This window comes from Brevundimonas viscosa (assembly GCF_900116065.1).
Taxonomy (GTDB): Bacteria; Pseudomonadota; Alphaproteobacteria; order Caulobacterales; family Caulobacteraceae; genus Brevundimonas; species Brevundimonas viscosa.
The window spans coordinates 86,404-109,476 of the sequence record NZ_FOZV01000008.1; the positions used below are offsets into that span (position 1 = coordinate 86,404).

The 23,073-nt window shown below is 68.2% G+C and carries 27 protein-coding genes and 1 tRNA gene; 14 read left to right on the forward strand and 14 right to left on the reverse strand.

Going from position 1 to position 23,073, the window contains the following annotated elements; genetic code table 11:
- Positions 1–67: 67 nt before the first annotated feature.
- From BM333_RS13505 to BM333_RS13525, 5 genes are read left to right on the forward strand one after another with little or no spacing between them, the layout of a single operon-like run.
- Entirely contained in the window at positions 68–460 is a 393-nt protein-coding gene (locus BM333_RS13505; protein ID WP_092312739.1) for a hypothetical protein, read from the forward strand.
- Positions 461–462: 2 nt separating this feature from the next.
- A complete protein-coding gene (locus BM333_RS13510) occupies positions 463–1,128 on the forward strand; it encodes a hypothetical protein (RefSeq protein ID WP_092312742.1) in 666 nt (221 codons plus the stop codon).
- Between the two features lie 20 nt (positions 1,129–1,148).
- Complete coding sequence (locus tag BM333_RS13515) at positions 1,149–1,535, forward strand: hypothetical protein (protein WP_092312745.1); 387 nt, start codon at positions 1,149–1,151, stop codon at positions 1,533–1,535.
- Positions 1,532–2,017 (forward strand): hypothetical protein, encoded by a 486-nt coding sequence (locus tag BM333_RS13520; protein ID WP_092312748.1) that lies wholly within the window; start codon positions 1,532–1,534, stop codon positions 2,015–2,017. Before BM333_RS13515 ends, BM333_RS13520 begins: the two co-directional genes overlap by 4 nt.
- Positions 2,017–4,128, forward strand: coding sequence for a 3'-5' exonuclease (locus BM333_RS13525; protein ID WP_092312751.1), 2,112 nt, complete (start codon positions 2,017–2,019; stop codon positions 4,126–4,128). The genes BM333_RS13520 and BM333_RS13525 overlap by 1 nt, the downstream gene beginning before the upstream one ends.
- A 186-nt stretch (positions 4,129–4,314) precedes the next feature.
- Here the strand turns inward: BM333_RS13525 and BM333_RS13530 are convergent, their stop codons facing one another.
- On the reverse strand, positions 4,315–4,524 hold the full coding sequence (locus BM333_RS13530) for a helix-turn-helix domain-containing protein (RefSeq protein WP_092312754.1): 210 nt from the start codon (positions 4,522–4,524) through the stop codon (positions 4,315–4,317).
- 77 nt (positions 4,525–4,601) lie between these two features.
- Between BM333_RS13530 and BM333_RS13535 the strand changes: the two genes are divergently transcribed.
- A complete protein-coding gene (locus BM333_RS13535) occupies positions 4,602–4,934 on the forward strand; it encodes a hypothetical protein (protein WP_092312757.1) in 333 nt (110 codons plus the stop codon).
- 184 nt (positions 4,935–5,118) lie between these two features.
- On the opposite strand, the gene BM333_RS13540 is transcribed toward BM333_RS13535, so the two are convergent.
- The gene (locus BM333_RS13540; RefSeq protein WP_425425136.1) at positions 5,119–5,856 is read right to left on the reverse strand and encodes a recombinase family protein; all 738 of its coding nucleotides are present in this window, start codon (positions 5,854–5,856) and stop codon (positions 5,119–5,121) included.
- 335 nt (positions 5,857–6,191) lie between these two features.
- Here BM333_RS13540 and BM333_RS13545 point away from each other — a divergent pair, with 335 nt between their 5' ends.
- From BM333_RS13545 to BM333_RS13555, 3 genes are all read left to right on the forward strand, one after another.
- Complete coding sequence (locus tag BM333_RS13545; protein ID WP_092312763.1) at positions 6,192–8,597, forward strand: DUF5906 domain-containing protein; 2,406 nt, start codon at positions 6,192–6,194, stop codon at positions 8,595–8,597.
- The gene (locus BM333_RS13550) at positions 8,594–8,779 is read left to right on the forward strand and encodes a hypothetical protein (protein ID WP_092312766.1); all 186 of its coding nucleotides are present in this window, start codon (positions 8,594–8,596) and stop codon (positions 8,777–8,779) included. The genes BM333_RS13545 and BM333_RS13550 overlap by 4 nt, the downstream gene beginning before the upstream one ends.
- 69 nt (positions 8,780–8,848) lie before the next feature.
- Entirely contained in the window at positions 8,849–10,081 is a 1,233-nt protein-coding gene (locus BM333_RS13555) for a tyrosine-type recombinase/integrase (protein ID WP_092312769.1), read from the forward strand.
- Positions 10,082–10,095: 14 nt separating this feature from the next.
- Here the strand turns inward: BM333_RS13555 and BM333_RS13560 are convergent, their stop codons facing one another.
- From BM333_RS13560 to BM333_RS13575, 4 genes are all read right to left on the reverse strand, one after another.
- Positions 10,096–11,358: a DUF4238 domain-containing protein gene (locus BM333_RS13560; protein WP_092312772.1), complete on the reverse strand. Its 1,263-nt coding sequence runs from the start codon at positions 11,356–11,358 to the stop codon at positions 10,096–10,098.
- Between the two features lie 235 nt (positions 11,359–11,593).
- Positions 11,594–11,678 (reverse strand) — tRNA-Leu (locus BM333_RS13565).
- A gap of 56 nt (positions 11,679–11,734) precedes the next feature.
- Positions 11,735–12,508, reverse strand: a complete 774-nt coding sequence (locus tag BM333_RS13570; RefSeq protein WP_177221900.1) for an energy transducer TonB — start codon at positions 12,506–12,508, stop codon at positions 11,735–11,737.
- A 31-nt stretch (positions 12,509–12,539) separates the two neighbouring features.
- Positions 12,540–13,400, reverse strand: a complete 861-nt coding sequence (locus BM333_RS13575) for an energy transducer TonB (RefSeq protein ID WP_177221901.1) — start codon at positions 13,398–13,400, stop codon at positions 12,540–12,542.
- A 136-nt stretch (positions 13,401–13,536) separates the two neighbouring features.
- Between BM333_RS13575 and BM333_RS13580 the strand changes: the two genes are divergently transcribed.
- Both BM333_RS13580 and BM333_RS13585 read left to right on the forward strand, forming a co-directional pair.
- A complete protein-coding gene (locus tag BM333_RS13580) occupies positions 13,537–14,619 on the forward strand; it encodes a S41 family peptidase (RefSeq protein ID WP_177221902.1) in 1,083 nt (360 codons plus the stop codon).
- 209 nt (positions 14,620–14,828) lie between these two features.
- Positions 14,829–15,305 (forward strand): Lrp/AsnC family transcriptional regulator, encoded by a 477-nt coding sequence (locus BM333_RS13585; protein WP_245777278.1) that lies wholly within the window; start codon positions 14,829–14,831, stop codon positions 15,303–15,305.
- Positions 15,306–15,316: 11 nt separating this feature from the next.
- Here BM333_RS13585 and BM333_RS13590 read toward each other — a convergent pair whose 3' ends face one another.
- The 7 genes from BM333_RS13590 to BM333_RS13620 all read right to left on the reverse strand — a co-directional run bounded on the left by BM333_RS13590 (position 15,317) and on the right by BM333_RS13620 (position 20,146).
- On the reverse strand, positions 15,317–16,324 hold the full coding sequence (locus tag BM333_RS13590) for a fumarylacetoacetate hydrolase family protein (RefSeq protein WP_092312784.1): 1,008 nt from the start codon (positions 16,322–16,324) through the stop codon (positions 15,317–15,319).
- Between the two features lie 50 nt (positions 16,325–16,374).
- Positions 16,375–17,142, reverse strand: a complete 768-nt coding sequence (locus BM333_RS13595) for a hypothetical protein (protein WP_092312787.1) — start codon at positions 17,140–17,142, stop codon at positions 16,375–16,377.
- An 86-nt stretch (positions 17,143–17,228) separates the two neighbouring features.
- The gene (locus tag BM333_RS13600) at positions 17,229–17,492 is read right to left on the reverse strand and encodes a hypothetical protein (RefSeq protein ID WP_092312791.1); all 264 of its coding nucleotides are present in this window, start codon (positions 17,490–17,492) and stop codon (positions 17,229–17,231) included.
- Complete coding sequence (locus BM333_RS13605) at positions 17,489–18,196, reverse strand: hypothetical protein (RefSeq protein WP_092312794.1); 708 nt, start codon at positions 18,194–18,196, stop codon at positions 17,489–17,491. Before BM333_RS13605 ends, BM333_RS13600 begins: the two co-directional genes overlap by 4 nt.
- A gap of 17 nt (positions 18,197–18,213) precedes the next feature.
- Positions 18,214–18,720, reverse strand: a complete 507-nt coding sequence (locus tag BM333_RS13610; RefSeq protein WP_092312797.1) for a methyltransferase family protein — start codon at positions 18,718–18,720, stop codon at positions 18,214–18,216.
- Positions 18,720–19,091, reverse strand: coding sequence for a cupin domain-containing protein (locus BM333_RS13615; RefSeq protein WP_092312800.1), 372 nt, complete (start codon positions 19,089–19,091; stop codon positions 18,720–18,722). The genes BM333_RS13610 and BM333_RS13615 overlap by 1 nt, the downstream gene beginning before the upstream one ends.
- Positions 19,088–20,146: an isoaspartyl peptidase/L-asparaginase family protein gene (locus tag BM333_RS13620; RefSeq protein ID WP_092312803.1), complete on the reverse strand. Its 1,059-nt coding sequence runs from the start codon at positions 20,144–20,146 to the stop codon at positions 19,088–19,090. Before BM333_RS13620 ends, BM333_RS13615 begins: the two co-directional genes overlap by 4 nt.
- A 34-nt stretch (positions 20,147–20,180) precedes the next feature.
- Between BM333_RS13620 and BM333_RS13625 the strand changes: the two genes are divergently transcribed.
- Positions 20,181–20,402, forward strand: a complete 222-nt coding sequence (locus tag BM333_RS13625; protein WP_092312806.1) for a hypothetical protein — start codon at positions 20,181–20,183, stop codon at positions 20,400–20,402.
- Between the two features lie 205 nt (positions 20,403–20,607).
- On the forward strand, positions 20,608–22,548 hold the full coding sequence (locus BM333_RS13630; protein ID WP_092312809.1) for a peptide MFS transporter: 1,941 nt from the start codon (positions 20,608–20,610) through the stop codon (positions 22,546–22,548).
- A 189-nt stretch (positions 22,549–22,737) separates the two neighbouring features.
- Here the strand turns inward: BM333_RS13630 and BM333_RS16020 are convergent, their stop codons facing one another.
- Positions 22,738–22,875, reverse strand: a complete 138-nt coding sequence (locus tag BM333_RS16020) for a hypothetical protein (RefSeq protein WP_177221903.1) — start codon at positions 22,873–22,875, stop codon at positions 22,738–22,740.
- 68 nt (positions 22,876–22,943) lie between these two features.
- Between BM333_RS16020 and BM333_RS13635 the strand changes: the two genes are divergently transcribed.
- Positions 22,944–23,073: transposase (locus BM333_RS13635; protein WP_143105830.1), on the forward strand; the 130-nt coding region annotated here is incomplete at its 3' end.

The following is a 23,073-nucleotide window of genomic DNA, read 5'->3' on the forward strand; positions in this document are numbered from 1 at the left end:
GGTCGGATTGCGGTGAAGGTGATCAACCACTTCGGGGACGCGGTGATCAGGTGTTCAGGGTGTAGTCATGACCGACGATGAGTTCCGCGAGCTGATTGGCGAAGTGAAGCGGCAGCTCGTGTCTGTCGGGCTGCCTGAACTGGCAGACGACGATAGGTATCGCATTGGAGAGGGTGTTGAGTCGCGGTTGCCCACGCCACAGGAGCAACTTGCTAAGATGCTTGCGGCGTTCGAGCGGGTGATCGCTATCCACGACCGTCGGACCATCACCGACGCGATGAACCGTATTGCTGATGCAACGGACGGCCCTGCCCCGAGCGGCGCCGTCATTGTCGGCTTGGCAAGGGGGGGTGAAGAAGCGTCGGAAGTGAACTTGCTGGACGCGCCGGATCTTGGCGAGGTGAGGGCGTCGACCCATGAGCTTGTCGGTCAGCTTCTCGAGACGCCGCGGGAGCGCTGAGCATGGACAAAGCGGCTGCCGAGGCAAAGATCAAGGGAATATTCGGGACTTACACGTCCCTAGTCGGGAGCTGGAAGGCTGACGGGCTGACGGACGGAAAACTGTATGAACTCTACGTCTTGTCACGGGTCATCGAGGACCTTGCCAGCCGCGGCTTCCGCCTGAGGTTCATCGGTTCAAGCCTCAAGTTCAAGGCAGCACCGGGCTATGTCCATCAGACTGACCCGCACTTCGACGTGTTTTCACCTGGGTCCACTTCACCCGACTTCCAACTGTTCACGGATATCGAGATCGAGACCTTGGGCAGCGCACAGCTCTCCCACAAGGACGACGGGTGCCATCACGAACTCGATATTGCTGTCATAGATGCCGGGATAGCCGGCGGTCGGCCGACGCATGAACAAGTTGCGCTTGGCGTGGAATGCAAAGCGGTGGCGGGGTTTGGCAAGAACCTTGTCCGCGAGGCGCTCGGCCTCCGGCGCGAGCTCAGCCTCTTGGCTGGCGAAGCGCCGTCGAGGCTGGCGCAGGCGCTTCGACGCCTCCACCCGTTAGTTCCTGCTGAGCCGCCGTCTGAGCTCTGGGTTGCCTTCATCGATCCGAAGGGGATGAACTACTGGCGCAGTCCGGCGGTCTTCGGGGTCGATCTCCGGCACTGGCCGCCGACCTAGGCAAGGGACATGGGGGGAGCATGCTTCGCGAAAACTTTAACCACGGCTTTCGGCCTGCGGAATGGGAGGCCGCCAAGGCCGAAGCGCGGGAGATCATGATCCGCCGTGCCAAGGTCAGGGGCATGATCCCCTATTCCGACCTGGTGCGGGAGATCACACACGTGCGCATGGAGCCTCACGATCCGCGGCTGTTCCACTTTCTGGGCGAAATCGCGTCGGAGGAAGACGCCGCCGGGCGCGGCATGTTGACCGTCGTGGTCGTGCACAAGACGGGTGATATGCAGCCCGGTCCGGGCTTCTTTGAACTGGCCCAGCACTTGGGTCGGGACACGTCCGACATCCTTCAGTGCTGGGTGGACGAACTGAAGCGCGTCCACAAGGTCTGGGCTCCTGGGGGGCGTTCGTGAAGGCGGCTTTCGACTACGCTGGAATGACGCTGGAGCAGCTCAAGAATCTGCTCTCCAATGCCCGGCGCCTGCAGCGTGAGGATGTGGCGACGGAGGTGCTCAGGGAGCTCAGCCGGCGCGGCGCCGCCCGTTCGGATGACTTTGCAGCCCTTCGCTGGAACCAGCAGGCGGCGACGGAGGCATTGGCGCCCTTCATCGAGATCTCCAAGACCGTCCAGGTCAACAAGCGCACGACCTACACAGAAGCGGGCGGGCGAAAGATTGGGCGGTCGAAGGAAGATCCGGACTGGATGTGGGTCGACACCTACACTGCAATCAAGACCGCCAAGGTCAATGCGGTGTTCGTCTGCTACATCTCCCGTCCGGGTGACGAGGCCTTTTTCGAGCTCCACCTGAACGGCGAGACCGCAGCTCGCTACGGTCCCGACGATCTCCCCGCTGCCCTTGATCGCTGGCAAGCGCTCGCGGCCGAGGCCGCCTGATGGACTTCCGCCTCGCCGACACCTTCACCGACGCCCTCGCGCGGCTTCCCGCGCAGGAGCAGAAGGCGGTGAAGGTCAGCGTCATGGACCTGCAGCTGGATCCGTCCGCGCCGGGGCTGCAGATGCACCGGATAACCGCGTCGAAGGACCCCAACTTCTGGTCCGCGCGGGTCAATCGCGACATCCGGCTGATCCTCCACAAGACGGGCGCCAGCCTGCTGGTCGCCTATGTCGATCACCACGACGCCGCCTACGCGTGGGCCGAGCGGCGGCAGATCGAGACCCATCCGCGGACCGGGGCGGTGCAGATCGTCGAGGTTCGCGAGCGGGTGGAGGCGGCGCAGCCGGACCTCGCGCGCTGGTGGACGCCCGAGGAGACGACCCTGCCCATGGCCGCGGAGGCGCCGGCGCGCTTCCTGTTCGACGGGCTGGAGGACGAGGCCCTGCTGGGGGTCGGCGTGCCTGAGGAGTGGCTGACGCCGGTGCGGCGCACGGTCGAGGACGACTTTTTCGAGCTGGCCGAACACCTGCCGCGCGAGGCCGCCGAGGCGCTGCTGGAATACGCCTCTACCGGGCGGCTGGAGGCGCCCGAGCCGGCCTTCGTCGAGGCGGACCCCTTCGAGCATCCGGACGCGCGCCGTCGCTTCGTCACCATCGACAGCGCCGACGAACTGGCCGCTGCGCTGGACGCGCCGTGGGACCGCTGGTCGATCTTCCTGCACCCCAGCCAGCGGGCGGTGGTGGAGCGGCGCTACGGCGGGCCGGCGCGGGCGACCGGATCGGCCGGAACCGGCAAGACGGTCGTGGCCCTGCACCGGGCCGCGCGGGCATTGCGTTCCGATGCGGAAGCACGGGTGCTGCTGACCACCTTCTCCGAGCCGTTAGCGCGGCATCTGGAGGCCAAGCTGGAGGTGCTGCTCGCTCAGCATCGCGGCGCCGCGGGTCGCGTCACCGTGGCCTCGTTCGAGGCGGTTGCGGTGGAGCTGTACGAACTGGCTTTCGGTCACCGGCCGCGACTCGCGCGGCCGGATCAGGTGGAGGCGGCGCTGGCTCTGGCGTCCGCTGAAGTCGGTCTGAGCGGGTTCTCGCAGCGCTTCCTGGCGGTCGAATGGGAGCAGGTCATCGACCCGCGTCAGGTGACCTCGGCCGAGGCTTATGCCGTCGTCCCGCGGCTGGGCCGCAAGACCCGGCTCGGCGCCCGCCAGCGCGAGGCGCTGTGGCCGGTGTTCGAGCGCACGCGGGCGCGACTTGAGGGCCAGGGGCTGATGACGGCGCCGATGCTGTTCAACGCCCTGGCGGACCGCTTCGAGGCGCACGCCGACAAGCCGTTCAGCCACGTGGTGGTCGACGAGGCCCAGGACCTGGGGGTGGCCGAGCTGCGCCTGATGCGGGCGATCGCGCCGTCAGACGGTCCCGACCGGCTGTTCTTCGCTGGGGATCTCGGCCAACGCATTTTCCAGCAGCCGTTCTCGTGGCGCGAGCTGGGGGTCGACCTGCGCGGCCGCTCCTCGACCCTGAAGGTGAACTACCGCACCTCACAGCAGATCCGCGAGGCGGCGGACGCCCTTCTGCCGCCATCGGTTCGCGACGTTGATGGCGAGGAGGCAGACCGCCGCGGGACCATCTCTGCCTTCGAGGGGCCGGCGCCGGCGATCTCCTTGTTCGCCTCAGAGCGGGACGAGCAGGCAAGGGTGGGCCGCTTCATCCGCGAGGGGCTCGATCAGGGGCTCGCGCCCGAGCAGATCGGCGTCTTCGTCCGTTCGCCGCGCGAACTGCCGCGCGCCCGCGCCGCTGCGGCCGAAGCGGGGATCGAGGTGATCGAAATCTCCGGAGACCGAACCGAGGCCGAGGGACGGGTGTCGATCGGCGTCATGCACCTCGCCAAGGGTCTGGAGTTCCGCTGGGTCGCGGTAATGGCCTGCGATGACGACGTCCTCCCGTCGCCGGAGCGGGTCGACGCGGTGGTGGACCCAGCGGACCTCGACGACGTTTACGAGACCGAGCGGCATCTGCTCTACGTCGCCTGCACCCGGGCGCGGGATCGGCTGCTTGTCACAGGACTGGGGCCCGGGTCAGAATTTTTGGAGGATCTCGTTCGCTCGCTGAGGTGAGCTTCGGCTCGGCCGCCGCCCGCTGGCCCAGATCGACGACCCGGGCCAATACGACGCGCAGCAACTCCAAGTCGCTGGTCATTTGTGACCCGCAGAAGTCGACGACAAGCATATCTGGCGGGTACTCGGGCTCGTGCGCTTGCACGCCTTCCTTGCTCCGTCTCCGCCAGAGGCCGCGGCGTTTGGCTATTCTATGCGCAGTAGCTCGGCCGGCGACACTTTCAGGGCGGCTGCCAATCGGCCTACCGCCTTCACCGTCGGATTGCGCACTCCACGCTCCATGTCGCTGAGGTAGCTCCGCTTCATCCCGGCGTCGAAGGCAAGCTGTTCTTGGGACACGCCCGCTTCCTCGCGCAGCCGCCGGATGTTCCGCCCCAAGATGACCACCAGGTCCATGGAACGAGATGTCGCGATCGCGCTCGCTTGGGCTGTCCCCCAATCGTGTCATTTTGCGGTGAGCGAAGGGGGGCGCGATGTTTCGATGGTTCGGGCTGATCCGCCTGCGCATGAAGACGATCAGCGTGATTGAGCGGGAGTATCGACGCAGGTTGGAGGTCGCAGGCGGGCCTGACTCGGAGCTCTTCAACAAGACCACGCGGTTGGCGCAGGACTTCGGAGGCAACGAGTACGATGCCGCGGCGGTGTTCATGATTGCCGATGCCGCGACGCGTCTCCGTGAGGATGCAGACGCGGATATCAGGCTTGGTGATCAGCTCCAGATCACCACCGCGCGCATGCCATTAATGCGTCGGCCGCCGGTCGTCGAAGAGGCCATAGAGCGGGCGCTCGCCACAGCTGGCCGGTGACGGCGACAAGTTGTGGCGGTTCTCAATGCATGCGACCTGAATATACAGGCATAGCGGCATATCGATAAGCGATATGGCTTCGCCCGCGGGGGAGCTGGTGCTGTTTACTGAGCGGCGCTCCCGCGTCTCGCGTCTCACGCGGGTTTTCCGAAGAGCTCCACGGGGCTGCAGCTGGCTCACTAGGCTACTGATCACTACGAACTTTCGAATTCCGCCTAGAGAGACGAGACGCGAGATCACCAGGTCGGTTCTGCTCCGCTGCTCGGAGCGCCCGGTAGAGCGTCGCGCGCCCGACCTGCAGAGTCCGCGCGACGGCGGTGGGGCTTTCCCCATCTGCAACCAGCTTCTGGGCATGGGCGATCTGTGCCGGCGCGAGCACCGGCCGACGCCCCAAGCGAGCGCCGCGCGCCTTGGCGGCCCGAAGACCGGCTTGGGTTCGTTCGCTGATTAGCGCCCGCTCGAATTCCGCCAAGGCGCCCATCAGATGAAAAACCAGCTTCCCCTGCGCGGTAGTGGTGTCGATCCCGTCGGCTAGGGAGCGGAACCCGATGCCCTTGGCCCCGAGGGCCGACACAACGTCGATAAGGTGTGGCAGGGAGCGGCCGAGTCGGTCGAGGCGCCAGACGACCAGCACATCGCCTGGCTTCAATGCCGACAGCGCCTGATCGAGACCCGGCCGGCTCACCGCGCCTCCTGAGGCCCGATCACTGTAGAGCTTCTCCACCCCTGCCCCGCGGAGCGCCTGCTCTTGCAGGTCGAGGTTCTGGTCCCCGGTTGAGACGCGAGCATATCCGATTTCCATGCCGCGATTTTGAGACTGGATTTCGATACGCGCAAGCCATTGTTTTTCAACGGAGTCGCAAGTCGTCTCGCAAACGATCCTTTCCGGGATGATGGTGGCACGCTCGGCCTCGGCCTGCACTCAGGGCGCAGGAGAGGCAGCCCCGGCCCCCCGGGGGGGAGGGCAAAGCGGCAACGCAAATGCCCTGAACCATGCCCCGGCAAATTTTCTGCAGAAACGGCTGATCGGGCTTGGCAGACCGACCGACTCAATCAACGACTGCTCGCCAGACACCCGGCCCGACCAAGGTCGCGGTGGGAGGCGTAAAAGGCCCTTTCGCCTCAGGGTGCGTATCGGCCGTCGCGAGGCCTGGGGGCAGCTCTTGGAGCTGTCGAAACGCAACCATTCTCCTCACCCTTCCCGCATGACCAGGGACGGTGCGTCCGGGACGGCTGAGGAGCCTGAGGCCCTATATCATGAACCGCCGTTTCAGCGCCTACGATGGCGCCAACTTCACATCTGAGATCCTGCCGGTCATACCGCCCGGCTCCACAATCAGCCCCCAAAGCCCTTCATTCAGGGCACTGGAAAGGGGGCAGGGGAAGATCCCCGGCAAGAAGCGACCGCACGGCTGGGTCGGCTACGCGAACTGGTCGGATGCGCGATCAACATCCACCGATCTTGAGCTGTGGGCATCGTGGGGTGCGAGCATCGGGATGCAGGGGCGGAAATACCCTGCCCTCGACATCGACGTCGATGAACCCGATCTTGCCCAAGCTATTGAAGGCTTGGCCTTCGAGTACCTCGGGTCGGCCCCGGTCCGGTTTGGCAGAGGGGCGCGCCGCATCCTGGTCTATTCTGCCGAGGGGCTTACAAAACGGCGGGTGGCGTTCCGACCGATCAAGCCTCGGGTCGGTGGCGACGACCAGGCCGTCGAATTCCTCGGGGACGGACAGTACTACGTGGTGGAGGGGGTGCACCCCAAAACCGGCCAACCGTACTACTGGCGGGACGGCAGGTCTCCCGTGGAGGTGGGACCCACCGGGTTGACGTCCATTACCCCCGACCAGCTGGACAACTTCTATGGTCACCTGAATTCGTTCCTTGAACGGGAAGGCTGCCAAATTACGCAGCGTGTTGCCCACCAAGGTGGGCGGACGCGGAATGGGGTGTGGCAGGAAGGCCTGCGGGCACCGAACGTGGATGCTGTCGGGCGGGCCCTTGCCGCAGTTCCGAACGACGTCGACCGTCACACTTGGCTCAAGATCGGGGCAGCGGTGAAGGCCAGCGCTGGCCCGGAGGCCGAGGGCGAGGCCTTCTCGCTGTGGGAAGACTGGAGCCTGCAGTGGGCGGACAACACGCCGGAGAGTGTGGCCGACACCTGGCGTACGCTGACGGCACCCTTCGCGGTCGGATGGGATTTTCTGAGCGCCTACGCCACCTACGAGGGCGACGGCACCTTCCACGGGGCCGAGGAGGACTTCGACGCCGTGGCCGAAGCCCCGCCCGAGGGCGAGGAGTCGAAGGGTCCGCCTGTCGCCCCGAAGGTGGAGCGGATGTTCGAGAACTACGTCTGGGTGGAGCGGCTGGAGCGGGTCTGCGATCTGCGGACCAGCGAGCTGCTGACGCGGACCATGTTCAACGTGCGAAACAGCCACATCGGGCCGCCGACCTCGAACACCGAGTGCGCCTGGGCCGTGCTTGTCTCGTCCCCGAAGCGGCTGCGGAAGGTCAAGGGCGTGACCTACCGGCCGGGCGGCGAGCTGATCGTCACCGAGAACCTGCCGGGCCTCACCGGGCCGTGCGTCAACCGCTGGCGCGACCCGGCCCCGGACCTGCCCGCCTCGGCGACCGACGAGGACGTGAAGGTCTGGCTGGATCACGTCGCGTTCGTCGTCCCCGACGAGCGGGAGCGCGGGATCGTGCTGGATTGGCTGGCATGGATCGCCCAGAACCCCGGCGAGAAGCCTAACTGGTGCCTCGTCGTCGGCTCGACAGCCGAGGGCATGGGCAAAGACCTTATGCTGGCCCCTGTGCGCGCGGCCATTGGCCACGCGAACGTGCGCGAGATCGGCCCCGAAGACTTGGCGAGCGGCAACACCGACTATCTGGAGAACACTCGTCTGCTGCTCGTCGAGGAAATGGAGATGAGCGAGCGCAAGTCGATGATGAACAAGCTCAAGCCCGTCATCGCCGCGCCGCCGCATACCCTGCGGGTCAATATCAAGTACCAGCCCCAGTTCCATGTGCCGAACCTCATCGCTGCGGTCTTTTTCACAAACATGGAGAACGCGCTGTCGCTGTCGCGATTGGGCCGCCGCTATTTTGTGACGTGGAACGACGGCACGCCCATGCCCGACGAGTACTATGGCGCACTGGTGAAGTGGTTCGCGAACGGTGGCGCGGCGATGGCGGCCCGGTGGTTGCTGGATCGGGACGTTTCGGGGTTCAACGCCAAGGGCCGAGCTCCTGACACGCTCGCTCGGGAGGAGATGCGGAAAGCCGCCCGCTCAAGGCTGGAGGAACTGATCGAAGATGGCCTCGCCGAAGGTGACGGCGTCCTCGGGCGTCGGGTGATGAGCCTCGACGAGATCGGCGCTTACATCAGGGAGCAGCTTCACGGTGAACGCATCTCCAACGGCCGCATCGCGGCCACGCTTCGGAGGTGCGGATGCGTGAAGCTGGGGCGAATGATGGTTGGTCGCCCTCCCGCGGGCTGCGCTCCTCTTTGCGGGAAGCAGACGAGAGAACCGACCCTGCTCGTCAAGGAGGGGGACGACCTTCTGGGCGCGGATCGGGAGACCATTCTCGCGGCCCTCTGGGCCGAACGCCCGGCTACTGCAGATCCGGACGCGGTATTCGAAGGGGAGGCGGCGCAATGAAGGGCCGCCTCGATGGAGCCGAGGCCATCGCCGCCTACCTCGGCAAGCCTGCCCGCTGGGTCTACCAGGCTCGCGAGCGCCGCTGGCGGGTGCCGATCCGGAAGGCGGATGGCCTCGGCCTGTACGCCTTCGTGGACGAGCTGGACGCGTGGCAGCGCGATCCGGCGACGCTGGCGCAGTAGCGCAGGAAGGGCGGGGCGTGACGGCCCCGCCCGACCGTGCAAAAATTCACGATCAGCAGGGCAGGGCGCATGGCCAACGTTCGCAAGATCACGCATCCGCGCCGCAAGGACGGCTCGACGAAAACGAGCTGGCGGGCGACGTGGACGGCCCCCGACGGCAAGCGCCAGTCGAAGAACTTCCCGCGCAAGGCCGAGGCCGATGCCTGGCTGCGCGACGTGGGCGCGGGCCGAGTCGGCGGTTCGTCGGCCATGACCGTTTCCGAGCTGGCGGCGGCGCACATGCGGTACTTCGACAGTTTGGTGAAGGCCGGCGAACGAGAGGCGGTGACGCTCGACGGCTACCAGACAGTGTCCAGCATCCACCTCGCCGCCGATCCCGGCTTCGCGCGCCGGCGTTTGTGCGACCTGACAGCCCCCTCGATCCAGACCTTCCTCGATGAGACGTTCGCTCGCACGGGCTCCGCCGATCTGGCGACCCGCGTGCGCCGCACGCTGGTGACCTGGTGCAAGTTCGGCATGCGACGCGGCTGGCTGCACACCAACCCCGCACAGGCCTGCGTCGTGGAACGAACGCGCCGGACGAGCGACGAGGAAGGCGACGGCTTCAACCTTCCGGACAAGGCCACGCTGGCGGCCTTGATCGCCGCCGCTGGGCAAGGGCCGCACGCTGCAAGGGACACGGCGGTGGTGCGCCTGCTCATGTTCGGCGGCTTGCGCATCTCAGAGCTCCTCGGGCTCGCGGACGATGCGCTTGTGCTGAAGCCGAAGGGCGCGACGGTCCGTGTGCGCGAACGCCTTCAGCGGCGTCACCGCACGCTCGGGCCTCCGAAGTCGGCCAAGGCCCGGCGCGATGTGCCGGTCGGCGAGGCCGCCGCCCTGGCCGTGCGCGCCTGGCGGCTGGCGCGCGGTCCGGTGCGGGCGTTCAGCCACCGCAACGGACAGCTCCAGATGGTCCGCGCGAGCGGCCGGTTGTTCCCCGCGCCGGACGGTGGCCACGTCTGGTTCTACGACGACTTCATCAACGGGTGCTGGCTGCCGCTGATGCGTCGCGCGGAGCTGGTCGAGATGCTGCCGGACAGCAAAAGCAAGAACCGGCCGGTGACGGCGTTCAGCCCGCACACGCTGCGACACGTGGCGGCCAGCCTCTGGATCGCGCAGGGCCTCTCGCCGAAGAAGGTGCAGGACCTGCTCGGACACTCGACCATCCAACTCACGATGGATCTCTACGGGCACCTGTGGAGCGACCCGGACGCAGACGACGCGTTGGCGCAGGCGAGCGAGCGGCTGATCGCCAACCCCTGAACGGGGCGCGGAGGTCAACCGCGCATTAGCCGACGCCGGCGTTGGCGCTCACCGTTCCGTAGTCGGGTCAACTCATCCAACCGGACCAAATGCCGATGGTACTCATCGGTTACGGGCTGATCCATTCGGTCGCGAAAGTGGCTGGTAAATCCTCTATAATACGGACCGTGCAGAGCGGCCCATTCGGCTTGAAAACGCAATAAGGCCTCCCTCTCCACCTGCTCCCGCTTCGTGTTTTCGAATTCTCGCTCCCACGGACGGTGACCGTACTCGTTGTAGCTCACGGTTTCGCCGGAGGTGTAGGTCGCCCACATAGTTCCGCCCATGTGGACGTGTCTGGGGTCGGGCATCAGCAAGTAGCCATCGCCAAGCTTCCGCCAGTGATCGCAACGGATCGCTCGCTCGGGGTAGAGCCATTCTGGATCAGCAGCGGCGACGTAGCGGTCGGCGCGCTTCTTAATAATGAAATTGATTTCGACCACTTCCTCTTCCGACAACTGCCGGCCGATCTGGATGTCTCCGAAGTGGAACATGGCGTCGCGCATGAGCCGCCTGTTGGGGCCCAGCCGTGTCGCCGATTGATAGGGGTTGCGAGCCCACGTTAGGTTGGTCAGCAGAAGAACCTTCTGCGAGCTTAGCGGGAAGATCGTTTGAGTCCCGGCCAAACGGACATCAGGGTCATTCGGGAAGCGGCACTCCCGTGCACCCGGAAAGCAATCGCGGTTGTAGATGGTGACGGGGTTGTCGGAGAGGATAAACCGCGTCGGTGATGATCCCGCGTCTGCGATCTGCCAGACGCAATTGGTCCAAGTCGCACAAAAGAGGTTCTGGAGACGCTGGAGCTCTTGAAGCAGGGCGTTCCTGTCGGGTGTCCCGATCACGCTTCGCAGCCAAGCGATCCCTCTTGGAGTCCGAAGCTTCTGAACGCTCATGTTGCGCAGAAAAGTCTCGAACGCCCCCTCCTCGATCGTTCGGTGGTCGAAGTTGGCGAAGAACTCAACGCTCGACGGTGCCGTCCTGTCTAAGTTGCCGAAAAAGAACCGCTCGACATCTGTGTTTTCGCCATCCGTTCCGTACGTCGTGTATAGATCGTCCTGAGCGAAGCACCGTCTAGGTCCCCAGAAATTGAGGGCCCTGCGTGTGTGAATATGGCCGTCGCTCTCAACCCTATCTGGCCGAAGGTCGAGGTAGTGCAGCCGGTGCTGCCCTGCAGGGAGGAACCGCTTCTGGTACCACTCGGGTACATAGTGATTGTGCCGGTGACTTCTTGTGCTCATGGAGAAGCCGTCCCCTTCCCAAAGGCAACCGTTGAGCGGCCGCCCCAAGGACACAGGCCGATGAGATGATCAGCCTGAGAACGTTTTGGCAACCATGCGGCGCTGCGGCGGCGCTCGGAGAATGGCGAAAGCCGGCGAAATGCGTGAAAGCTGAGTGAAAACAATGGGCTTGCGTCGTGCCTCCGACGCCGCCCCTAAGCGGCGCCTGTTTGGCGCTAACCCATTGATTTGATTATGGTGCGGGCGGTCGGGCTCGAACCGACACTCCTTTCGGAACCGGATTTTGAGTCCGGCGCGTCTACCAGTTTCACCACGCCCGCATGGCGGGGGAGGTAGAGCCCCCTCGCGGGGAATGCAACTCGCTCGCCTTGCAGGATCAACTCCCCAGCCGGAAGCGCGCCGTAAACCGTATCACCTGACCGCGGACGTCCGCTCCCGACCTGGGCGGCGATATCTCGGCACGCTCCGCGGCCCGGATCGCGGCCTGCGCGAACCCGGCGCCCGGCGGCGTCTCCGTCTCGGCGCGGCAGTCCGCAAGTTCCCACGCCGGACCGATCACGCACGACACCTGCACCGTACCGCTGCCCGACTGCATGGCTTCCCGGGAAGGCGGGAACTCTGGCCGGGGCTGCGCCCGCCAGATCGGCGAATCGACGCCGGACGCCCGGCGCAACAGATCGCGGGGCTCATCGAGCGGCGTCCCGCAGGCTGCCAGCACCGTATCGACGGAGGCGGCCGAGGCCGGGATCGGCAAGCGATAGCGGTGCGGCCGCTCGCCTTCGGCCTCGGGTTCGACCCGCAGATCCAGTTCGCCGCCGGCGCGGAGCTGCCGGGCCAGGCGGGCGGGCTCCTCGGGGCCGAGAACCGGCTCTCCGGGACGGGCGAACCAGCGCTGTTCCTCGTCGGCGATCGCGCCGGCCGAAACCCGCACCATCCGCGACTCCCCGGTCGAGACCGGCAGTCCGGATACGAGCATGTCCAGCACGCCTTCCCGGCAGCGGAGGGCGAGGATGTTCTGGTCGAAGGTCAGCGACGCCGCCGTAAGCCCCAGCTCCGGCCGGATGGCGAGATCCCAGTCGCCTTCGGGGTCCGTCGCGGGGGCCGACGCGCCCAGAAGGACGGCGAGACCGAGGATCAGCGGGTCGCTCATGAGCGCATCCGTCGCGGGAGGGACGTCCGGGTCAACCTTCGGCCTCCCGCTCCTCGCGGCGTTTGCGGCGATTCTCGCGCATGCGTTCGCGATCCTCGCGGGTTTCATAGCCCTGGATGACGAAATTGACCCTGAAGGAGACCATCACGGGGGGCAGGTCGGTCAGTCCGCCGGTGTCGCGGACGCGGGCGCGACGCACCGCCTGGAGGGTCTCCCCCCCGAAGCCGCCGTCGCGAGGATGCTCGGTCTCGATGGTGCAGTCGCTCAGGGCCCCGTCGGGATCGACCAGGCAGGTGGTCACGGCGAAGCCGCGCGCGTAGCGCGAGCGGGACGGGAAATCGACCACCGGGCGGCGCGCCCAGACGAGGTTCTCGGGGAGGCCGCTCTCCGGCAAGGAGTCGAGCCTGGCGTCGCGGGGGTCGACCAGCGGACGCTCGCAGGCGGTGAGCGTCTCGTCGATGGAGCCGGGCGAAGCCGGCAGGGTGACGTCGTAGCGCAGCGCGCGCCCCGGCCCGGCCCCGTCGGGGACGCGGATCTGCAGCCGCCCGCCCTGGCGCAGTTTGCGCGCGAAGGGCGCCGGGAAGCTGCTCACCGCGATCGTGTCGTTGACGCCCACGTTCCAGGACTGCGGCGCAAGTTCGTCGTCGGCGAAGGCCACGTCCAGCGTCCGGGTCTCGCCCGCGCCGGCAGCCGGCAGGCCGGACAGGAAGGCCTCGTAGCCGCCGTCGACGCAGCGGACGGCGATGCCGAGGCCATTGTCGTAGACGGTGTAGGCCATGATCGCGTCGGTGCGGGTGTTTCGGTGCAGATCCCAGTCGCGGGCGGCGTCCTGGGCCACCGCGGGAAGGGCGACCGCGAGGGCGAGGATGGGCGGGAGCGACGTCAGACGCATGAAGGACTCCGTTCGGGCTCCGCATCCTAGACCTGTCCCGCGCCGCTTCGCTATCTCAGGTTCTGTCCAAAGCTTAATCCGCCGGCCGCATCCGTCTGCGGTCGCCAGCGCCTCCTGCCCCGCAAGGAGAGCGAAGATGCGGATGAAACGACTGATGGCGGCGGCGCTCGGCGGACTGGCCATGGCCTGCCAGGGGCCCGCGGCGGTGCTGGCGCAGGAGGCGGCGGCGAACGTCCCGGGCGCCGGTCATGCGGCGATCACCCGGGAGCACCGGATCCGGGCGCTGGACACCCTGGAACGGCGCCTGGCCCACTATGTGATGGCCGAGCGCACCCCGGCCATCCGGGCCCGGCTGGCGGCGCGGCGTGCGGCGCTGCTGGAGATCGCCGATCCGGAGGCGTTCCGGCAGACGATCAACGCGGAACTGCTGGTCGCATCCGGCGACAAGCATCTGCAGGTGTGGCTGGAGCCGCGCAGCCGCGACGAGCCGGCGGCCGCCGGCCCGCCGCCCACTCTGGAGCAGATGGCGGCCGTCGAGGCGGCCAACGGCTGGGGCGTGCGCGAGGCGAAGGTGCTGGAGAACGGCGTCGCCTGGCTGGATCTCGCCGCCTTCAGCGGCCACCCCGACTCGGCGGCGGCGATCGATGCGGTCATGGCGCGGCTGGCGGGGGCGCGGGCGCTGGTGATCGACCTGCGCGACAACCTCGGCGGCGGCGAGGTCGCGCTGCGCCAGCTGATGGGGCATCTGGCGCCCGAGCCGATGCGGCTGGAGGACATCTCGTTCCGCCGCTGCGCCCCCGATCCGGCCGATCCGGAGGGCTGTATCCAGGACGGCGGCCGCGACATCTTCGAACGCTACGCCAACCGGGTGGCGGCGCCGGCGTTTCCGGACCAGCCGATCCGGGTGCTGGTCGGGCCCGGGACCTTCTCCGCCGCAGAGGCGGTCGCCTATGCGCTGCAGGCGTCGGGCCGGGCGACGGTGATCGGCGAGCCGACGGGCGGCGGGGCCAACCCCTCGACGGGCATGGACCTGGGGCCGTGGTTCACGGTGATCATGCCCATCGGCGAAGCGCGGCGCCCGGTCACCGGGACCAATTGGGAGGGCGTCGGCGTCCAACCGGACATCGTCGTCCCGGCGGCGCAGGCGGGGGCGGAGGCGCTGCGTCGCCTGAACGCAGCGCCCCCGTCGGCCGGCCTCAACCCGTCAGGGCTGCACTGAGCAGTATGCTCGCGGGCAGTCCGAGGAAGAGAACCGCGGCGAACAGGGCGACCTCGAACCGATCGCCAGGCTGAATCTGTCTCATTACCGTCTCCTTCCGAACGACCGCAATGTCTGCGGTCTCAATAGCGCAAGGATAGGGGCGGTCGCGGCGTGACAGTGACGGAAGGTCGGTGGTTGAACCGCAGGATCTGCGGTACGCTGTCGGCATGACCGCAGAAGTGATGCTCGACCGGATCGACCGGCGCATCCTCGCCTCGCTGCAGGCCGAGGGCCGGATCACCAACCAGGCGCTGGCGGAGCGGGTGGCGATGTCGCCCAGCGCCTGCCTCGCCCGTGTCCGGAGGCTTGAGCAGGCAGGGGTGATCGACGGCTACATGGCGCGGCTGGATCCCCTGAAGCTGGGGCCGCGACTCGTCGTGTTCGCGGAGATATGGCTCGAGAAGCACCACCCGGCCAACTTCGCCGCCTTCGAGGCCGCGGTCGCGGAAATCCCGGAAATCGTCGAGGCTTCCCATGTCACCGGGGATTTCGACTACCTGCTCAAGGTCGTCGTCCCGGACATGGCTTCCTGGACCCGGCTAGCCGAGGCACTGGTGGCGCGGGACATCGGTGTCGACCGGGTGTCCACCCACGTCCTCATGACCAAGCCCAAGGTTTTCAGGGGTTACCCCGTACTACCCTGAGCCCGCGCCGATCAAACGGGCGCCACCGTCTGCTCGATGGCGCCGAAGATCGAGTGGTGCTTCTCGTCCAGCATCTCGATCCGCACGGTGTCGCCGTGCTTGAGGAAGCCGGTTTCCGGCTTGCCGCGCAGGATGGTCTCGACCGTGCGTACCTCGGCGATGCAGGAGTAGCCGAGGCCGCCCTCGGAGACCGGCTTGCCGGGGCCGCCGTCGGCGTCGCGGTTGGAGACGGTGCCCGAGCCGATGATCGAGCCGGCCCCGAGGCTGCGGGTCTTCGCCAGGTGGGCGATCAGCGTGCCGAAGTCGAAGGTCATGTCGACGCCGGCGTCGGCGCGACCGAAGTCCTGACCGTTCAGCTGCACCGACAGGGTGCCGTGCAGCTTGCCGTCCTTCCAGCGGTCGCCCAGCGCGTCCGGGGTGACGAAGACCGGCGACAGGGCCGAGGCGGGCTTGGACTGGACGAAGCCGAAGCCCTTGGCGAGCTCGGCCGGGATCAGGTTGCGCAGGCTGACGTCGTTGACAAGGCCGACGAGGCGGATGTGCGACAGGGCCTCCTCGCGCGACACGCCCTGGGGCACGTCGCCGGTGACCACCACCACCTCGGCCTCCAGATCGCAGCCCCAGGCCTCGTCCTTCAGCGGGATCGGATCGCGCGGGGCGAGGAAGCTGTCCGAACCGCCCTGGTACATCAGCGGGTCGGTCCAGAAACTCTCGGGCATCTCCGCGCCGCGGGCCTGCCGAACGAGGGCGACGTGGTTCACATAGGCCGAGCCGTCGGCCCACTGGTAGGCGCGGGGCAGGGGCGAGGCGGCCTCGCGCTCGTGGAAGCGGCCGCGCGGCACGCCGCCGTGTTCGAGGCTTTCGGCCAGGGCGCGCAGGTCGGGCTCGACCCGGTCCCAGTCGTCCAGCGCCGCCTGCAGCGTCGGCGCGATCAGGAAGGCGTCGGTGAACCAGGCGAGGTCGTCCGAGACGACGACGAGGCGGCCGTCCCGGCCGTGCTTGAGCGAGGCGAGTTTCATGCCCGAGGCCTAGCCGGTTTCGGCGGGCGGGGGAACCACCGCCGCCGGTCTCAGCCGCGGCTGAGGCGCGATCCGCGCTCCCCGACTCCGGTCAGCTCGGCGAGGGCGGCGCGAAGTTCGGCCACCCGCCGCGACTCGTGTCGCCAGTGCTCGTTGAAGGCCGCCACCGCGAGGCGCAGCGCGTCCGTCTGCTCCCGGGCGGTCATCTCGCGGCGGCGGGGGCGGCGGGCGTCGGGTCCGTCGCTCCGTCCCGGGGCTCCGGCGACGTTGATGGTGATGGCTGCCCCGACGGCCGACGCGCGCGGCCCTTCCGCCCGGTGATCGTCCGCCGCGGAAGAGCCGCCGTGCTCGCCCAGGTCCGGGGAGTCATGCGTTCCGCCGGCGCCGTCGTGATCGGCGTGGTCGTCGCCATCGCCATGGCCATGGCGGTGCGCGGGCCGCCCGGCCACGGCGGCGCGCAGGTCGCCGACCCGCCCGGCCAGTCCCGGGTCGGCCACGGAGACGGCGACGACCGCCGCGAGGGTCCGGCCCAGACGGCGATCGATCGTCTCGAGCAGATGCTGGGCCCGCCCGCGCAGCGCGAGATCGTCCGCCTTCATCGCCTCCTTGGCCGCCTTGTCTATGGCCCTCCAGATCGCGGGGGTGGCGTCGCCTTCGTGGGCGCGGGAGCTCACGCCGAGCCACCAGCCGAAGAGACCGGCGGCGAGCAGCAGCAGGCCGAGGGCCAGCCAGAGCACCGGATCCGCGCCGACCAGCAACGGCGGATCCAGCGGCGCGTTCGCCGGATCGGCCGAGACGAAGTCGCTGCCGTAAGACATGAAGCTCCCCGCCCATGCGCCCGCGGTCTGCGGCCGGCGTATTCTGCCGCGACGGCCACGCTTGGCAACGGGAAAAGGTTAACGCCTCAGACGTTCGGGGTGATCAGCGCCCGCGCCTCAGCCCCCTGCCGGGCCCCGACCGCACGCACCTCGACCTCCACCGCCACCGATCCCTCAGGCTCGTGGGCCCAGAGGTAGCGGCGCTCGATCTCCACCTCGCGGCCCGAGGGCGCGAAGCCCGTGAAGCTGTCGCCCCAGGGCGTGATCTTGCGGATGTCGGGCCACGGCAGGGCGCAGGCGGCGTCCAGTTCCTCCAGCGCCATTTCCGAGAGTTCATCATCGGACGTCATGGCATCGAGGCCTCCAGGGCGGCCCGGTCGGCGGCCGCCCACTGCGGCAGATACTCCCGCAGACGCGTCTCCATCCGGTCGCGCTCGGCCTGGGGCGCGCGCCAGACGTCGAGCGGTATTACTCCGGGGCCGTCGGGCCCGGCGGCGAGGGCGGCGGTCATGGTCCGCGCGCCGTGCGAGCAGATCCACCACGCGCTGGCCGTGCTCTCGAACACGACATCGCCGTCGCCGATGCGCTCGTAGGTCGGCAGGCGCACGGCGGGCTGGTCATGGCGCGCCACGAACTCGGGATCGGACTCGTTGAGGATCATGATCAGGATGGTCACGGCCTGACGCGCGGAGGTGTCTGCGCAGTTGAAGCCGGCCCACTGGCTGCGCAGAAGCCCGACGCGGTACCAGTAGGCGCCTTCGACCGGATCGGTCGCCGCGATCCTGCGCCCCATCTCCATCAGGTAGGGCGGAAGGGCGGCGTCGCCCATTGCCCGTACCTCTGCGATCACGGCCGCGTCCTCGCTGCGCGGCCGTGCGACGAGGGCGGTGAAGCCCTGCTGGGTCGCGGTCCAGTTGGCGACGAAGACGGTCCCCGGCTCCGGCTCACCCCGCACGGCCGGAACGACGACCTGCCGCCCGAACACCTCCTGCGCCGAAACCGGCGGAGCGAGGGCGAGCGCGGCTGCGAGCGCGAGGGCCGCATGCGGGTTCACGGGCGCGCCATTCCTCTTCACAGCCACCGCCGCACCCGGGTGCGATAGGCCTCGTACTCGGCGCCGAACTTCGCGGCGAGATAGCGCTCCTCGCGCCGGATGACGAAGCGGTCGACGACCCACAGGCAGGGGGCCAGCAGGACCAGCGCCGCGACGCTGTCCATTGCGATCGACAGGCCGACGTAGGTGACGGCGAAGCCGAGGTAGATGGGGTTGCGGCTCAGGCCGTAGAGTCCCTTCGTCGCCAGCGCCGTCGACGGCTTCCACGGCTCGACCGCCGTGCCGATGCGGCGGAAATAGCCGGCCGCGGCGCCGTCCAGCAGCAGGCCGCCGACGATCAGCACGATGGCGACGCCGCGGCGGACCGGGGTCTCCAGACCGAAGCCCCACGCCAGCCAGCCGAAGCCGGCGTCGATGCCGAACGGGCTCTGGCCGAGTGTCAGCAGCCCCCAGCCGGCCAGCAGGAAGGCGAAGTAGATCAGCGGCGGCGGCGCGATGACGCCCGGATGGTCGCGGCCGGCCATCAGACGGTCTGCCCCTGGGGCGCGGTGAACTCCGAGGCCGGCGCGTCGCCGGTGTTGACCACCTCCGACGGCTCGAAGATCAGCACCTCGGCCTCCTCGTCGGCGGCGGTGCGATGCTCGACGCCGCGCGGCACGACGATGAACTGCCCGGCTCCCAGCGTCTCGATCCGGTCGCGGAACTCGACCCGGAAGGCGCCCTTCCAGACCAGGAACATCTCCTCGGCGTCAGCGTGGCTGTGCCACGGGAAGACGCCCTGCACCTTCACCAGGCGCACGTCCTGCCCGTTCAGCCGGGCGGCGACCCGTGGTCGCCAATGGTCGGAGAAAGCGGCGAACTTCCCGGCCAGGTCGATGGTCGCGCCCTGGCTCACGGCCGCACGTCCTCGTCGGCGTAGATCGCGACGGCGGCGGCCCGGTCGCTGGCGACGCTGCCGCGGTACATGCCCGAGGTGTTCATGGCGAAGGCGGAGGTCCCGTCAGGGCTCATGACGATCACCCCGCCGTCCCCGCCGATGGAGCCGACGTCCGCGATCTCCGCCTCGGCGGCCGCCTGCACGGTCGCGCCGTCGCGGGTGCGCGTGCAGATGTCGCGCGCCACCGTCGAGCGGATGAAGTACTCGCCCGAACCCGTGGCCGAGACGGCGCAGCCGTCGGCGTTGGAGGCGTAGGTGCCGGCGCCGATCACCGGCACGTCGCCGACCCGGCCCCAGCGCTTGGCGGTCATGCCGCCGGTCGAGGTGCCGGCCGCCAGCCGGCCCTGGCTGTCCAGCGCCACGGCCCCGACGGTGCCGAACTTGCGCTCGTTCAGCGGGGGCGCGGCGGCGTCGAGAGCCGCTTGCGGAACCGGCGCGCCCTCGGGCCGCTCGGGGATCGGCTGCCCCGCCTCGGTCAGGGCGCGGACCAGCCCCTGCCAGCGACGCTCGGTGAAGAAGAAGGACGGCTCCACCTGCTCCAGCCCGACCGAAGCCGCGAAGCTCTCCGCCCCCTCGCCGATCAGCATGACGTGCGGCGACTGCTCCATGACCGCGCGGGCGGCGGCGATCGGGTGCCGGGTCCGGGTCAGGCCCGCGACGGCGCCGGCCTGCAGGTTCGAGCCGTCCATGACCGCGGCGTCCAGCTCATTGCGGCCGGCGGCGGTGAAGACCGCGCCGCGGCCGGCATTGAACAGCGGGTCATCCTCCATGACCTGGATGGCGGCCTGCACGGCGTCCAGCGCCGCGCCGCCGTTCGCCAGCACCGCCGAGCCCGCCTCCAGCGCGCGGTGCAGGGCGGCGCGGTAGGCGGCGTCCTGCTCGGGGCTCAGGCTGTCGCGCTCGATCACGCCGGCGCCCCCGTGGATGGCGAAGGACCAGCGCGGCGCCTCCTGGGCGGCCGCAGGCGCGGCGAGGAGGGCGAGGACGGCGGCGCCGACGAGCCAGGGGTTCATTGGCAGAGCTCCATTTTCACGCTATGTTCCGCCCATGTCAGAAGTGACCGACATCGTCGTTCCGGTGCTTCAGAAAATCCAGGCGCAGCTTGGACGGGTCGAAACCGACCTCGTCAACATCAAGGAAGACATGCACCACATCAAGGTGCGGCTGACCGGACTGGAAGCCAATGTGAACGGCCTGAACCGCCGGATCGACCATTTCGACCACCGGCTCGGCCGGATCGAACGCCGGCTGGACCTCGTCGAAGTCTGAGCGCGGTTGCGGCCCCGGCCGCCCCCGACGTTCACGCCAATTTACCCTTAACCCTTGTCCGGCTTTGCCCGCCGTGCTGCTTATGCGCCCTTGCGCGTCAGGTGGGGCGCAGAGTCATAGGGAGTAAGCCGTTGAACGGAACGGTCGCAGGGGGCGCGCGAGGCGCGTCTGACGGGCTTGAAGCCCGCCAAGGGGGAGCCCGGGCATGAACATCGTCATCATCGTCGGTCTGATCGTCACCGCCCTCACGGGCATCCCGGTGCTGATGCAGATCCTGAAGAACCACCCGAAAGGGCTGATCATCCTGTTCTTCGCCGAGATGTGGGAGCGGTTCTCCTACTACGGCATGCGCGGCATCCTGATCTTCTACCTCACCCAGCACTTCCTGTTCGACGACGCCATGGCCTCGTCGACCTACGGCTCCTACACCTCGCTGGTCTACCTGCTCCCGCTGGTCGGCGGCATCCTGGCCGACCGCTACATCGGCACCCGCAAGGCCATCGCCTTCGGCGCCCTGCTCCTGGTCGCCGGTCACGGGCTGATGGGCTATGAGGGCCGCCCGGCCACCGAGACCCTGACCTACGCCGGCGCCCAGTACGAGGTCGTCAGCGAAGGTCGCGGCGCGGCGCGCGAGGTCGGCATCATGGTCGACGGCCAGCGCTACGACTTCGGCCCCGCCGAAGGCGGCGGACTGCAGCTCGACGGCCTTCCCGCGGGCGCCTCGCTGCCCGCCGTGCTGCCTGCCGGCGAGTACGTCATGACGGCGACGCGCGACTCCAGCGGCGTCAACGTCTTCTATCTCGCCATCTCGCTGATCATCATGGGGGTGGGCTTCCTGAAGCCGAACATCTCCACCATCGTTGGCCAGCTCTATCCGCAGGGCGATCCCCGGCGGGATTCCGGCTTCACCCTCTACTACTACGGCATCAACCTCGGGGCTTTCTGGGCCGCCGTTCTGTGCGGCTACCTCGGACAGACCGTCGGCTGGTGGGCCGGCTTCGGCCTCGCCGGGGTCGGCATGGCGCTCGGCTTCGTCGTCTTCGTGCTGGGCAAGCCTCTGTTGCAGGGCAACGGCGAGCCGCCGAACCCGGAGCTGATCAAGCGCCCGTTGTTCGGGCCGATCAACCGCGAGTGGCTGATCTACCTCCTGGCCCTCCTCGGCGTGGGCATCGTCTGGTTCATGGTCCAGCGCAACGCGCTTGTCGGCTGGGTGCTGGGCATCTCGACGGTGCTCTCGCTGATCGCCATCGCCTGGATCATCGCCTTCGTCTGCAAGACCTGGGTCCAGCGCCAGCGGATGATGCTGGCGGTGGTGCTGATCTTCGGCGCCGTGGTGTTCTTCACCCTCTTCGAGCAGGCCGGCACCTCGCTGAACCTGTTCGCCGACCGGAACGTGGACCTGACCATCACCCCCGTGGCGATGCAGTTCCTCGGCATCACCATCGGCACGCCGGCCCAGCTGGCGGAGGCGGGCATCACCCCCTCGGGCTTCTGGATCGACGCCACCATCACGGCGGCGCAGGTGCAGTCGTTCAACGCCGGCTTCATCCTCATCTTCGCGCCGATCTTCGCGGCGATGTGGGCGTGGCTGGCCTCGAAGAAGATGGACCCCAACCCGACCATGAAGTTCGGCCTCGGCCTCGTGCAGGTCGGCCTCGGCTTCCTGGTGGTGGTGTGGGCCGCCGGGTCGGGCATGGTCGACAGCGCCTTCCAGATGCCGCTGATCATGCTGGCGCTGCTCTACATGCTGCACACCACCGGCGAGCTGTTCCTGTCGCCGGTCGGGCTGTCGGAGATCACCAAGCTGTCGCTGGCCTCGGTGGTCAGCTTCATGATGGCCGTGTGGTTCCTGGCCAGTTCGATCGCCCAGTTCGTCGGCGGCCACATCGCCGGCCTGATGGGCACCGAGACGGTCGGCGGCCAGGTCCTCGACCCGGCCGGCGCCCTGCAGACCTCGCTGGCCGGCTTCGATACGCTCGGCAAGTGGGGCGTCGGCATCGGCGTGGCCTTCATCCTGATCAGCTTCTTCATCAAGGGCTGGTCGCATGGGGCCAATGACGCGGACAACCATCCGGGGCCGGATCTGACCGATCGCGGGCAGGAGGACGGCAACGTCGCCCGGCCGCACGCCAGCACCCCGGCCTGATCACTGCACAGGGCTGAACACGAAGGGCGGAGCCTCGCGGCTCCGCCCTTTTTGCGTCGGCGTCCTGCGACGCCCTGAAAGAGCTTGGGGCGGCTCCCTTGCAGGAACCGCCCCAAGGGCGCGGGCGACGGGGGAGGCCGGTGTCCGCGCCTTCCTCCCCGCCCCGGGACGGCGGGCGGGGGAGGTCCGTCAGAAGGTCTTGCGCAGGCGCAGCGACCAGAAGGTGCGGGGGTCGATGTAGCGGCTCTCGACGAAGGCGATCGGCCGCGCCGGGGTGCGATCGGCGAAGACCGTCCGCTCGACCTCGAAGTCGTTCCACACGTTCACCTGGTGACGTGACCCCCTGAAACTCCTCCAGGAATAGCTAGAGTCCGCCCCTTGAAAGGACGGACAGAATGAAGCGGTCAAGGTTCACGGAAGAGCAGATCATTGGGATCCTGCGGGAGCAGGAGGCCGGTGTAGCGACGTCGGAGGTCTGCCGGCGGCACGGCGTCAGCTCGGCGACCTTCTACAAGTGGAAGGCCA